This window comes from Clostridium cadaveris (assembly GCF_020911725.1).
GTDB classification, from domain to species: domain Bacteria; phylum Bacillota; class Clostridia; order Clostridiales; family Clostridiaceae; genus Clostridium_X; species Clostridium_X cadaveris.
This window is the reverse complement of the sequence record NZ_CP076620.1, coordinates 1,289,587-1,303,369: the sequence shown is the minus strand read 5'-3', so window position 1 is coordinate 1,303,369 and position 13,783 is coordinate 1,289,587. Positions and strand designations below refer to the sequence as shown.

The 13,783-nt window shown below is 29.9% G+C and carries 11 protein-coding genes; all 11 read right to left on the bottom strand.

Annotated features, from left to right (window positions below; translation table 11 throughout):
• Positions 1 to 23 precede the first annotated feature (23 nt).
• Positions 24 to 1,922 (bottom strand): deoxyguanosinetriphosphate triphosphohydrolase family protein, encoded by a 1,899-nt coding sequence (locus KQH81_RS06015; protein ID WP_230029087.1) that lies wholly within the window; start codon positions 1,920 to 1,922, stop codon positions 24 to 26.
• Positions 1,923 to 2,031: 109 nt separating this feature from the next.
• Entirely contained in the window at positions 2,032 to 3,513 is a 1,482-nt protein-coding gene (locus tag KQH81_RS06010) for a DUF4825 domain-containing protein (RefSeq protein WP_168972444.1), read from the bottom strand.
• Between the two features lie 73 nt (positions 3,514 to 3,586).
• A complete protein-coding gene (locus tag KQH81_RS06005; protein WP_230029086.1) occupies positions 3,587 to 4,060 on the bottom strand; it encodes a L,D-transpeptidase in 474 nt (157 codons plus the stop codon).
• 118 nt (positions 4,061 to 4,178) lie between these two features.
• Positions 4,179 to 5,408, bottom strand: a complete 1,230-nt coding sequence (locus KQH81_RS06000; protein ID WP_027639016.1) for an NAD(P)-dependent malic enzyme — start codon at positions 5,406 to 5,408, stop codon at positions 4,179 to 4,181.
• Positions 5,409 to 5,432: 24 nt separating this feature from the next.
• Complete coding sequence (locus tag KQH81_RS05995; protein ID WP_099336206.1) at positions 5,433 to 6,824, bottom strand: aspartate ammonia-lyase; 1,392 nt, start codon at positions 6,822 to 6,824, stop codon at positions 5,433 to 5,435.
• Positions 6,825 to 7,240: 416 nt separating this feature from the next.
• Positions 7,241 to 8,404, bottom strand: a complete 1,164-nt coding sequence (locus KQH81_RS05990) for an AI-2E family transporter (protein WP_027639018.1) — start codon at positions 8,402 to 8,404, stop codon at positions 7,241 to 7,243.
• A gap of 284 nt (positions 8,405 to 8,688) precedes the next feature.
• Complete coding sequence (locus KQH81_RS05985; protein ID WP_099336205.1) at positions 8,689 to 9,960, bottom strand: helix-turn-helix domain-containing protein; 1,272 nt, start codon at positions 9,958 to 9,960, stop codon at positions 8,689 to 8,691.
• A gap of 200 nt (positions 9,961 to 10,160) precedes the next feature.
• Positions 10,161 to 10,394 carry a hypothetical protein gene (locus KQH81_RS05980; RefSeq protein WP_027639020.1) on the bottom strand — a complete coding sequence of 78 codons (234 nt, stop codon included), beginning with the start codon at positions 10,392 to 10,394 and terminating at the stop codon, positions 10,161 to 10,163.
• An 83-nt stretch (positions 10,395 to 10,477) separates the two neighbouring features.
• Positions 10,478 to 11,815, bottom strand: a complete 1,338-nt coding sequence (locus KQH81_RS05975; RefSeq protein ID WP_099336204.1) for an HAD-IIB family hydrolase — start codon at positions 11,813 to 11,815, stop codon at positions 10,478 to 10,480.
• Between the two features lie 98 nt (positions 11,816 to 11,913).
• Positions 11,914 to 12,702, bottom strand: coding sequence for a hypothetical protein (locus KQH81_RS05970; protein WP_099336203.1), 789 nt, complete (start codon positions 12,700 to 12,702; stop codon positions 11,914 to 11,916).
• A gap of 170 nt (positions 12,703 to 12,872) precedes the next feature.
• Positions 12,873 to 13,739, bottom strand: a complete 867-nt coding sequence (locus tag KQH81_RS05965; RefSeq protein ID WP_027639023.1) for an SDR family oxidoreductase — start codon at positions 13,737 to 13,739, stop codon at positions 12,873 to 12,875.
• Positions 13,740 to 13,783 lie beyond the last annotated feature (44 nt).

The window sequence follows — 13,783 nt, the reverse complement described above, 5'->3', positions numbered from 1 at the left end:
ATTTTGTCTTTCTTATATATGATTTAATTTCCATTATATAACTCTTTAAATCTTGAATTAGCGTAGTTATCTGTCATTCCACCAATGAAATCAGCAATATTTCTCATAAAAGTTTTTTGTTTCAAGAAATCTTCTTTTCTATTTTCAGTACATATAATTCCTTTAAAAATTAATATTTCTCTATCTACATCTCTTTTCTTACCTTTCCTTACATCAACCGTAGGAATATTCATATCTTTAAGTTCTCTTTGTATCCTCCTTAAAGTGTGATCTGGAAGCTGTTTAGGATTATTGTAATATGCCTGGAATAATTTTTTAATTATGTACATAGATTTTCCATCAAAACAATTAACTTCTTGAGAATTTATAACTTGAAGATTTATAACTTCTTCTAGTTTATCAACTATCTTTTTCATTTCTTTAGAAAAACATATAAGCTCACTGTCAATCATAACATCTTCCTTAATTTCATGAGTTTTTAAATACTCATCCATATTTTTTCTTGAATTTTCAGCTATATCATCTATAAAAAGTCTTATTATTTTAGGAGTAACTCTAGCTCTTAAAAGCTCTCCTGGATCTACCAGCTCTCTTTTAGATTTTTTTATTTGATCTAAAGATGTTTCTATTATGCTAACTATAGGACTCATAAACTCATACTCTTTAAGCTCCTCTTTAAGGTCATTTATATCAACAAGCTTTCCTGCAACTCCATCATCTAAATCATGCCCTCTTTGAGCTATCTCATCAGCCCATGCCACAACTTGTCCTTCTAAAGTACTGGCAAATGGTTGATTTAAGTAGAGCTTTTCTTTATCCCCTATTATCAAGAACTCATCTATATCAAAACATTTATTACAGCATGTATCGCAATCTATACCTTTACACTTTTTTATCTTGGTATGTTTAAGCATGCCTTCTAAAACCTGATAAGTCAAATCTAGTCCTTCACATTCAACATATTTTTCTTCAACATAATTGGCGAGTTTTAAACTTTGATAATTATGCTTAAATCCTCCAAAATTTTCAGGATTATGATCTTTGCAGAGCTTAAGCTTTCCGGACATTATAAGGTCAAGCTGTCTTTCTCCTTCATGACCAAAAGGGGTATGTCCTATATCATGACCTAAAGCTATAGCTTCAACTAAATCTTCATGAAGTCTTAATGACCGTGCTATACCTTTTGCTATTTGATTTACCTCTAGTGTATGTGTAAGCCTTGTTCTATAATGATCTCCTTTATGTGTACTGTAAACTTGAGCCTTATCAACAGTTCTTCTAAAAGCCTTTGAATGTACTATACGATCCTTGTCTCTTTGAAATTCACTTCTGCATTCATCTGGTTTTTTCATACCTATAGCTCTTTTAGCCATATAGCTTCTTTGAGCAAGAGGATGAAGGTTTCTTTCCATTTCTTTTACCAAAAAACTTATATCATCTTTTTTTAGAGATGTATAATCTCCTTTAAACACCTTGTCCTTTTTTGAATTATGTACACAGCTATCTTTTAAATCATACAATATGTCGTAAAGAATATCCTGAGGAAGTTCTCTCATAAATAAATACTCTTTTACATCTTTCAAATTTTTCTTATATTTAGATGCATTTACATAAAGCCTTTCGATTTCTCTAATTTGTTCTTCTCTTAAAGGTTTAATTCCTCCTATAACTATCTTTAAAGAATCATCTGCTACAGGCTCTGCAGTTCCTATCCAACCTTCAGTTATTCTTCTTTCCTTTGAATCATATCCTATGAGTACAGTTTCTAATAACTTGTCCTCATCCTCGTTAAACCAATAGAATACCTTTTCTTCTAAGCTCTCTGGAGTATCATATACATAGATACCTGTATTTAAAATACTGCTTCGCAGTGATTCACCTATAGATCTATTTGATATATACCTTAAGAATAACAATTTCATCTCTTTCACCTCTACCACAAATTAAGTACAAAAAACCGCACATCTTATATAATGTGCGGTTTTACTACATAATCTTATTATAACAAATTTTCTGAAATTAGTACAGTGCTTAATCCATATGCTTTACAGCTACAGGATAGTTAACTAATCCCCTTGAATTCATATCTATTTTTATATTATTCCCTAGTTTTATATTATATTTATCTATAATACTTTTGGGTGCTCTCACCTTTTTATAATCAGTAAATGTTATATCACTATATCCAGCTATATCTGATTCATTAATCTCTTTCACGGTTCCACTGACTACATATCCATATATTAAATTATTGTAGCTTCTCATATCTGTAAGCATTGCTTTTATATTCCGGCAGTTTTCTTCAGACATTTTATATGTGCATTCTTTACTGCCATACTCCTGACCTTCTCCGCTATCCGTATTCAATCTTATACTTTTTACTTTCTGTCCATCTTTATAGACACATATTTCGCAATCATAATTTTCCTCATTAACTTTATCCTCTGTGGCACCATTTATTATCGCATTAACTAAGGTTCTTCTTTCAGCATCATCTTCATTTATTACGGCTACTAATTCCTTTTTAGAGGCATCTTCCTTATCTAAGCTGTACAATTCTATTCTAGAATCATTTTTAATTTTTAATTCCTTTTCTTTAAACCATAAATCTCTTACCATCATATACATTCCATCTTTATTTAATATCTTAAAGTTATCTTCATCAACTTTATCCCCATTTTTATTAATTAAACTTACATTCAAAGCACTCTTTTCAAATTCTTCTACTTTTTCTCCATTAATTTTAGGAGACCAATATATATCTATCCATCCATCTTGTTCTAGATGATTTTCTTCAAACTCTTTTCCCCATTCTTTTATTGCTCCATCATCTTTCACAGTGTAAATTGAACCATGCTCACAAACGTATTTTACACTTTTATTTTTCATATCATTATAAATAACTGAAAAGTTGTTTGATATTCTTATACCTAAAGATGTTATCATAGCTTCATTATAAATTTCTTGTGAAATAGCTGCTTTAGGATATATCTCTTTAAGCAGTTTCTGCAGCTTCTTAGGGTTTTGTCCATATTTGTATGTTTCTTCAGCTAGACAGCTATCAATCTGTCCCCTGTTAAACGTTATTGTATAATATCCATTTATTCTTTCCATGCCTGTCACATTAAACTTTATATAATCCGTATATTCTATAAGTGCAAACATTACTGCAGCATTATTTCTTAAGTTTGTTTTTAATAATTGGCTACTAACACTTACTCCTCCAAAATCATAAGATACTTCTATATAAGGATGATTGCCGCTTCCTATATCCACAGATGTTTGTACATCCCCATAATTTATACACTCTAATAGCTTTTGAATCTCGTTGCTGTATTCAACTTTTGTAATCTTGTATTTCATAAGTTTCTTAGCTTCTCCTTCATAGTAAGTTGAATTGTAATTTTTTATAGCTATTATCCCTACTATAAAAATAGCTAATAAGAAAAACATAATAAACTTTGGTCCTTTAAAAATTTTCTTTGTTTTAGAAGTTAGAGTTTCCTTGCCCATAGAACAACCGCCCTCCCACATAACTTTATTTATTAAGTATATTATTTCATATATGGGAAAAAAAACAAGATATTTAATAAATTATAACAGCTGTCCCGTTAGGTATATTTTCATATATCCATTTAGCATTTTCTGTTTTCAGTCTTATGCACCCATGACTTAAAGTTAAACCTAATCTTCCATCTATTATATAAGTGCCTTTTGGGTTATATAACACAGAATGATAATAGTATCCATCTATTATTCTAGTTGCATATTTCACAGAATAGGTATTATTTCCAAAAGAATATTCTTTTCCACTTATATTAAATATTCCTTTAATTGTAGGAGTTGATGGCTTACCAACAGTACAGGCCCATTTATAGATAAACCTCCATCCACTTAGAGATTGTTTGAAAATGTATGTGTACTTTAAAGCTAAAGAGGTTATTATTAAATATTCTGTATAACTTTTAATATTATTCTCTTTTACAAAAGCTAAAATATCTTTGTTAAATTTGCTATAGTCTATAGAGTTATATAACTTTAACAAATCATTATCTATCATAGACATAGTCTCCTAAAAAATTTATTTTCTATATAAATATGTTACGTTCCATAATTTTGCTTATAAAAAAACTCACATCCAAAAATATTTACGGATGTGAGCTTTTATTATATATATGCTATTTTAATAAATCTTTTGTGTGCTGTTCAACCATTTCTGGAGTAACGTCTGATCTTCTAGCAACTCCTGTTTCTATAGCTGCCTTTGCTACACGTGCTGCTACCTTTGGTGCTATTCTTAAATCAAATGCACTTGGGATAACAAACTCTGGACTCAATTCTTTTTCATCTACAAGATCAGCTATAGCATATGCTGCTGCTATCTTCATTTCGTCATTTATATCACTTGCACGAACATCTAATGCTCCTCTAAATATTCCTGGGAACGCTAAAACGTTGTTAACTTGGTTAGGGAAGTCTGATCTTCCTGTACCTACAACCTTTGCTCCAGCTTCTATAGCTAAATGTGGAAGTATTTCTGGAACTGGATTAGCCATAGCCATTATTATAGCATCTTTATTCATTGATCTTACCATATCTTGAGATACACAGTTAGCTGCTGATACTCCTATGAATACATCTGCTCCCTTCAATACTTCTGCAAGAGTTCCTGCTTCCTTATTAGGATTTGTTATTGCAGCCATCTCATTCTTAAACTTATTCATTCCAACTGGTCTGCCTTCATATATAGCACCCTTAGTGTCACAAAGAATTATATTCTTTGTTCCCATGCTCATTATAAGCTTTGTTATTGCTGTTCCTGCCGCTCCTGCTCCATTAACAACAACCTTTAAATCTTCAAATTTCTTATTTACTATCTTTAATGCATTTATTATGCCAGCAACTGTAACTATAGCTGTTCCATGTTGGTCATCATGGAATATTGGAATATTACAAATTTCTTTTAGTTTAGCTTCGATTTCAAAACACTCTGGTGCTTTTATATCTTCTAGATTTACGCCTCCAAAAGTAGGCTCCATAAGTTTTACTGTTTCAATAATTTTTTCTGAATCCATTGTGTCTAAGCATATTGGGAATGCATCTACTCCTCCAAAAGCTTTAAATAGAACTGCTTTACCTTCCATAACAGGCATTCCTGCACCTGCTCCTATATTTCCAAGACCTAATACTGCTGTTCCGTTAGTTACTACTGCAACTAAGTTTCCTTTTGCAGTGTAATCATACATTGTATCAAAGTTCTTGTTTATTTCTAAACATGGCTCTGCAACTCCTGGTGTATATGCCATTGTCAAATCGTCGCTGTTTCTTACAGGCACTTTACACTTAAGTGCTATCTTTCCTTCATGGTCTTTATGGAATTTTAATGCTCTTTCTCTTAAATCACTCATTTTTCAATCCTCCAAACTTTTATCTTATAATATTCCCGGCTCAGTCATTGCTACAGGATCTAGTATCTCATTAAGTTCTTTTTCGTTTAATATGCCTTCATCTAATATTAATTTTCTTACAGATGCTCCTGTCTTTATAGCTGTTTTAGCTATTGAAGCAGCTTTCTTGTATCCAACATGTGGACAAAGTGAAGTAACTATTCCAACACTATTTTCAACTAATTCTTTACATCTTTCCTTGTTTGCAGTTATTCCAACTATACAGTTATCTACAAAAGTATTAACTCCTCTTCCTAGAGTCTCTATTGATTGGAATAAGTTATAGAATATAACTGGTTCAAAGGCATTTAATTCTAATTGTCCTGCTTCTGCTGCCATAGTTATTGTCATATCATTTCCTATGATATTGAAAGCTACTTGGCTCATAACTTCTGGTATTACTGGATTAACCTTTCCTGGCATTATAGATGATCCATTTTGCTTTGATGGAAGATTTATTTCTCCAAAACCTGTTCTTGGACCTGAAGACATAAGTCTTAAATCATTTGATATCTTAGATAAATTTACCGCACATGTCTTAAGTGCTCCAGATACAGCTACAAATCCATCTAAGTTTTGAGTTGCTCCTACTAGATCTTCTGCTTGGGATAATTTTAATCCACAAACTTTAGAAAGATTAGGGACGATATTTTGAAAATATTTTCTATCTGCATTAACTCCAGTTCCTATAGCAGTACCACCCATGTTTACTACTACTAACTCTTCCTCTACTCTTTCTATTCTCTCTATATCTCTCTTAACAACAGTGCTGTATGCTGTAAACTCTTGTCCCAATCTTACAGGAACTGCATCCTGCATTTGAGTTCTTCCCATTTTTATAACATCATTAAATTCTTTTGACTTTTCTATTAATGCATCATATAATCTTCTTAATTCTTTTAAAGTTGTAGGAATAAGCTTTAAAGCTGTCATCTTTCCAGCTGTTGGTATAACGTCATTAGTAGACTGTCCATTATTAACATGGTCATTAGGATGAACTATGCTGTAATCTCCCTTTTCTCCACCAAGAATCTCTATAGCTCTATTTGCAATTACTTCGTTAGCATTCATATTCATAGATGTTCCCGCTCCTCCTTGGATAGGGTCTACTATAAAATCCTCATGTAATTTTCCGGCTATTATATCATCACAAGCTTCTACAATTGCATCTGCTACTTTTTTATCTAGCACGCCTGCCTCAAGGTTAGTTATAGCTGTTGCTTTCTTTATTTCTGCAAGACTAATTATAAAATCTTTATGAAGTCTAAGTCCTGTTATGTTAAAATTTTCTGCTCCTCTTAATGATTGTACCCCATAATAAGCTTCCTTAGGTACTTTTTTTTCTCCGATTGAGTCACTTTCTAATCTAAAATCCATTTTATTTTCCTCCCTTGATAAATAAAATTTGATGTATTATATTTTAAATTCATTTAATACACTATGCTTTTTATTCATTTTTTCTTATTTTTTGCAAGTTTATAATCTTATTTATTCATTTTAGCAAAATTTTGATTTTTCTATTATGTTAAACGTTTTTTTCTCTTTCTTTTAATAATATAGTACCATGTTTTACTTAATCTGTCTAAGCTGACCATAGCTAAAAATACTGTTTTTTCTCAAAAATGCATTAAAATACTTCATGTTTTAATACATTTCTTAAAAATATGCAATTTTTTATTCTTTTACTTTTTAAGGCTTTCTTTTAAAATTATCTAATGATTAGTTAAAATTTTTCTTAAAAACATAAAACCTCCAGCTAAAATAATTCAAGCTGGAGGTGAAATAAAATATAATTATATATATTTTTTAGTTTCCGTTTCTAAACCTTTCTTTTCAAGTTTTGCTTCAACATTCTCTTTTACAACTGAATAAATTACAGCAAATAGTGGAACTCCTATAACCATTCCTACAAATCCAAGGAATTTTCCTGCAATCATTATGGAAAATAAAATCCAAAAAGCTGATATTCCTATAGAGTCTCCAAGTATCTTAGGCCCTATTATATTTCCATCTATCTGTTGTATTATAAATATTATAAGCAGGAACCATAGTGCCTTTATTGGAGATACAAAAAGTATTATTATAACTGATGGTATTGCTCCAATAAATGGTCCAAAGAATGGAATTATATTTGTAACCGCTACTATGAAGGATATCAAAAGTGTATATGGTATTTTAAATACAGTTAATATTATAAAAGTTAAAATACCAATTATAGTCGAATCTAATATCTTCCCACTCAAGAATTTTCCAAAAGTAGAATTGCTTCTGCGCGTAAGTTCTAATATCCTTTCGGCACGAGTAGTAGAAAATATTGCATAGGTAATCTTTTTAGAAATCCCAAAGAACTTCTCTTTATCTATTAGTAAATAGATAGATATTATAAGACCTAAAATTATATTCCAAACACTTGATGCTATTGCAGTAACAGCTGAACCTAGTACTGGAAGAAGATTTGTTGCAAGTTTTATTATATAATTACTCATCTCATTAAAGTTTCTGGTAATCATATGAATGTATTCATCTCTAAGCTCTAAATTAGTCACTATCTTATCAAATAAATTACTTAAATTCGCTATATATATTGGTATGTCATTAACTAATCCTACTATACTTTCTACAACTTGAGGAAAAACAAAGTGCATAAACAAATAAAGAAGGAAAAAAGCTGTTACATATGTAAATAATAGTCCTAATCCTCTTTTTGATTTTAGTTTTAATCTCTTAAAAAATGCCATTTCTAAAATTCTGTTCTCATAAAATTTTAGAAGAAAGTTTAAAATATATGCAATTGAAAATCCTATTATGAATGGTTGTAATACGCCTATTGCTTTTCCAATTTTTGCAGTAAATGTTCCAAGTTGTGATATAGCAAGATAAAATGTGCAAACCCCACATGTTACAAGAAAAGCATATACAGCTATAGTGTTGTATTTTGTGTTCCAGTTAATCTTCATCTTTACCTCTCTTTGATAATAATCATTTTTATTACTTTTCATTCAATATTCAAGTACATATATTATATCATTTTTATTCCATAGTATCTATTATGAAATTTTATCATTTTCGTATAATAAAAAAACGAGGCTATTTTACTAACTACATAATCTTTACCTCATGTTCTATTCGTCACTAAGACTTTGTTGTACTTCCTATTTTCTCATACTAATTGAAGTTTAGATTAGTACATTTTTGGTAGCAATTACGCAATTTTTTAGTTAAAAATCAAAATATATAACTTTTAAAAATTATTTAATTTTAAATTTATTTTTTCATGAACCTCTTTAACTAGTTCTAAATCATTATTTTCAATTGCAATCTCTAAAAGTTTATCTACACTCCACATATTGGCTTCGTTTATATTGTTATGATTTGAAAAATCAAGTATAGCCAAGGCTATTTCTTTTTTCTTCTCATTTTCTCCTTTTGTATTATACAAATTGTATAGCACTTTAGCTATATCAATACTATAATAAAAGTCTTCAAATTTTTCGCTGAGCTGCATAGAATCAAATAATAGTTCTTCAGCTTCTTTATACATTCCCTTATCAAAGTACATTGCTCCTTTTGCTCCTTGTACTTTATAAAGTTCACTTAATTTATTTTTACTCAATTCTAAAGCTATATCAAAATATTTTTCTGATTCATCAAATTCCTTTTTCTCCTGATAACACAATGCTGTGTTATGATATATCTCTATCATAACATTCCTATCTAAAACCTCTTCCAAAAGCTCTTTATATATCTCTAAGGCTTTATCATATTCTTTTAGTTGCACATACATATATCCGTACAAGCTTCTTCCTTTACAATAGAAATGGTGATTAAGTTTCAATTTAAAAAGCTCATCTAAATATTTTTTAGATGATTCAAATTTATTTAGCATAAAACAGTTGGATGCTAAGTTATAAAGCACTGTAACTCGTATCTTGTCATCATTGTTTATATTACAAAATGTTAAAGCTTCCTTTTCATAGTTTATAGCATCCAAATATTCTCCTAGCTTATTCTTTACAACACCAAGATTATTATATAGTTTCTGATTTATCTCACGTCTGCCTATAGTTTCGGTGATTTGTACTGCATCTAAATATTTATTACTAGCCTTTTCATATTCTCCGCTTACACAAAATATGTCTCCTAATTTTTTCAAAGCATATACTCTAGCCATTTGAAAATCTTTTTCTTCACTGTATTCAATAATCTCATAACACTTTTCCAAATTCTCTATGTTGTTAGAAAGTTCATCACATATCTTACATAAATCTTCCTCCTCAGATCTGGCGATAAATTCCTCATCTAAATCAAGTTCTATACCACGTTCTTTTGCATACTCTAAAGCATTTTTCATAGCAGTAAGTGCCATATCTCTTCTCATGCTTCTTTTCCCGCTTTCAACCATACTGATGAATTCTCTGCTTATGTTATCTTTGGCTAGTTCCTTTTGTGTTATATTTAGAAGCTGCCTTACATATATTAATTTTTCTCTTTTGCTCATTAGATTTATAGCCATACATCAACCCACCATACATCTTTTTATTTGTATATATATTTATTTAATTATACTTTTTTTATAAATTTCCTTCTTTTTGCAGAAAATATATACTTTTTGACAAATTTAAAACTTGGATACCTACTTTTTAAGATATTGCACATTTACTCTTCTCTTAAATATAATAAGCTCCAAGTTTTCATGTAAACAAATATTAAATATTAGTTATTTATTAAAGTTAGTAATTCATTTACCAGATGCTTCACCTGTTCAGGCAGATGATCCATAGCTTTTTGCCTCTTTCTCTCATCCTCTATTTGAGCTATTTTCATAACTTCCTGTTGAAGTCCTGGTACACTGTTTAATTGATTAAGAATATTGTTAAGTCTTGCAGAAAATGCTGGATCACGTTGCATTTTCCGTTGTATCTTCATAATTAATTGATAGGCATTCATATAAGTTTAGGCCTCCTACTAATATTATCCTAATTTATAGTATTCAGCTTCGTTTTTAAATGTTCATCACATTAAAAAAACACTTATTTTTTTATTTTTACTTTAAAGAGGTTCTTAGAATAAAATAATTTTGCCATAGTCTTAACTACGGAATCTTCTGCACATGAACCTATCACCCCAAATGCTTTTTCTTTAATCCTATTGTCCGCTCCCTCTACTACGTAACTACAATCAGCATTTTCTACGATACTTTCATCATTTATGTGGTCTCCAAATGCAACTATAAAATCTACTGACGTCATTCTTTTTATAGCTTTAGCACCTTCATATTTAGATGCCTTAGAACTGTATATCTCTAATATATAGTATCCGCTATTATTTAAATATTCATAATATAATATATTTATTTTTTCATCTATATCAATCTTTTTAATTGAATCGTATATTTTTTTTATATTCTCAATCTTATCTATAGCTATAAAATACAACGTTTCTCTATCTTGAGGAATATCTCCATAAATATAATTATGCATAGGTAGAAATTTTCTCTCATCATAGAAATTTTTTTCTATCTTATTGTTAAATTCACCATAGTATATATGAAGGATATCATTTTTAATTGTATGTACAAAACAATTACAATGGCATTTTTCAAACTGTCTTATAATTTTAAATGAAGTTTCCGAATCAATATATTTACATTCCATATAACGTCTTTCATTCATATCATATAAAGCAGCTCCATTCATAACTATAATAGGAAGATTTATCTCCACACCTTCCATTATATTCCTTACTGTTGCAGGTGTTCTAGAGGTTGCTATTGTAAAAAACGCTCCTCTTGACAACATTTGATTTAGTTTTACTTTACAATATGAAGAGATTTTTCCGCAACCATCAATTAATGTTCCATCTAAACCACTTATAAAAAGTACATTGGAATTCTTTTCCTTTGGCATATGAAAAGCATTTACTCCTAATGATACTACTATACCTATTAATGTATCCAGTATTCTATTTAGTGCAAATTCATATATGCTTACATCAATACCGTGAGCAACTGTAACACTTAGAAATACTACACAAGTTATATATGATGCAGTAGTTTTTTCAATAATTACTGTTATATATATAAGTGGAATTATTGCTACTGCAATTAATAAATAACTTATAATCTCCATATGAGCTGGTATAAACGCTCTTTGTATCGTTAATATAACAATCCCAAATATACCACCTATCAAAGTTCCTACAATACGATTCTTTGCTACTTTTAAACTATTAGATACATAAGGCTGCATACATAAAATTGCTGCAATTGCCGAATAAAAAACAATTCCTTGACCTCTAATCATAGATATTAAAAAGCAGATAAAAACTGCTATAGCTGACTTTATAATTCTCATTCCTATCTTTGGCATAAACTATTCCTCTTCCTCATTAACATACTGTAATATAGTTTTTTATTTATTATACCTTTTATTTTTTTTATGAACAACGTTGGAATTATTAATTATATTTAAAATATGACCCTTAGTTCCCTTATTATATTCTTTATCGCCTCTATAATCTCTCTTACAATGCTTGTTCTAATTTTCTTTTCTTCCATACATAGAGAATCTATTATATTCAGTATTATTTCTGCAATTTTGAACCCTATTATATAACCTATAGTTCCTCCTAAAAAACCTAATGAGCCAGCTAATATATAACCAAATGTCATTCCTATATTGTACCCTGCCTTTATTCCTCTTTCACTTATAATTATACCTAATATAATCTCTAAAGTAGTCATCTCCATAGTTTTAAAACATTTATTTCTTTTTAATCTGCCTAATATTGCAGAGCATAAAATCTTTATATTTTCAATAATTATATAAGATAGATTTGATATAGTTCCTGATTCAGTAGTACTAGGAATAAATGCTATAGCTCCTGATTCAACAACACCTTTTAAGACATATACCCCTAAAATCTTCACTCCAAAATCAATACCCCAAAAGGCAGCTTTTTTTATGATTTCAAAAAATCTTATCTTCTCTTTACGCCATAACTTCGACAGTATCTCTATACCTATTCCTATACCTATTCCTTGAAGTACAGAATATCTTACTTGATTTAGTAGTTTTATAGTGTCGTCTACTCTTTCTGTTTGTGATGCTATCATATTCGAAGTAGCATCTTTTATCGCTGGCCCCAGCCATCCTTCATTGCCATGATTTATTACGCTAAAACCATGTTTTACTTTACTTTTACTAATTGATAGTTTAATTTTTTTATGCTTATTTATCTTTCCGATTAAATTCAAGGTAATATCTCCATATTCTAAGTACTTCAATTTATTTTATGATATTTAAACTTGAATTTATGATATTATTGAGCGTAATAAAATCCTTAACAAAATACTGTTAAGGATTTATAGATTTTATAAATTAAATTTTATACATTTGAATCTTTAATATTTTATATAAGAATTCATCATGCATTTACTATTTCCCCACCATTTATATGAATTGTTTGCCCTGTTATATATGAAGCTGAGTCAGATGCTAAAAATACATAAGCTGGAGCACACTCTATAGGCTGACCCGCTCTTCCCATTGGAGTATTGGCTCCAAACTGTGCTACTTTATTTTCATCAAAGCTTGATGGTATAAGGGGTGTCCATATAGGTCCTGGTGCAACTGCATTTACCCTTATACCTGTTTTCCCCTTTGCCAAAGCTGTTGAAAGACTTCTTGTAAATGCTACAATTGCTCCCTTAGTCATAGAATAATCTATAAGAGTTTCATTTCCTGCAAAAGCTGTGACAGAAGCAGTATTTATTATACATCCACCGCTCTTTAAATGTTTTATGACACACTTAGTCATATAAAAAGTTCCATAAACATTTACTTTAAAAGTCTTGTCAAATTGATTATCTGACAGCTGTTTTATGTCATTGCATACATATTGAACTGCTGCATTATTTACTAATATGTCAATCTTACCATACTCATTTATGGTTCTTTCTATAACGCTGCTACAGAAGCTGGAATCGCTTATATCACCAGCCATAAGAATACATTTTCTTCCCGCAGATTCAACAAGCTTTTTAGTTTCCTCTGCATCATTGTGCTCATTATAGTAAACTATGGCTAAATCTGCCCCTTGATTAGCATAAGCTAAAGCAACAGCTCTTCCTATTCCACTGTCTCCTCCTGTTATTACAGCAACCTTTTCCTTTAATATATCACCCTTTTTTATGTACATATTATCAGCATATATAGGTGTAGGGTTCATCTCACTTTCAATACCTGGATGTTGATTTTGATGTTGAGGTGGAAAAGATGTTGGAAATGTCATATTATCCCTCCTAGTTTTGAAAAGTATATTAATATTTTCTCCCA

Coding starts and splice junctions, on each gene's coding strand:
- KQH81_RS06015 (WP_230029087.1), bottom strand. CDS start 1,922: ATGAAATTGTTATTCTTAAGGTATATATCAAATAGATCTATAGGTGAA.
- KQH81_RS06010 (WP_168972444.1), bottom strand. CDS start 3,513: ATGGGCAAGGAAACTCTAACTTCTAAAACAAAGAAAATTTTTAAAGGA.
- KQH81_RS06005 (WP_230029086.1), bottom strand. CDS start 4,060: ATGATAGATAATGATTTGTTAAAGTTATATAACTCTATAGACTATAGC.
- KQH81_RS06000 (WP_027639016.1), bottom strand. CDS start 5,408: ATGAGTGATTTAAGAGAAAGAGCATTAAAATTCCATAAAGACCATGAA.
- KQH81_RS05995 (WP_099336206.1), bottom strand. CDS start 6,824: ATGGATTTTAGATTAGAAAGTGACTCAATCGGAGAAAAAAAAGTACCT.
- KQH81_RS05990 (WP_027639018.1), bottom strand. CDS start 8,404: ATGAAGATTAACTGGAACACAAAATACAACACTATAGCTGTATATGCT.
- KQH81_RS05985 (WP_099336205.1), bottom strand. CDS start 9,960: ATGGCTATAAATCTAATGAGCAAAAGAGAAAAATTAATATATGTAAGG.
- KQH81_RS05980 (WP_027639020.1), bottom strand. CDS start 10,394: ATGAATGCCTATCAATTAATTATGAAGATACAACGGAAAATGCAACGT.
- KQH81_RS05975 (WP_099336204.1), bottom strand. CDS start 11,815: ATGCCAAAGATAGGAATGAGAATTATAAAGTCAGCTATAGCAGTTTTT.
- KQH81_RS05965 (WP_027639023.1), bottom strand. CDS start 13,739: ATGACATTTCCAACATCTTTTCCACCTCAACATCAAAATCAACATCCA.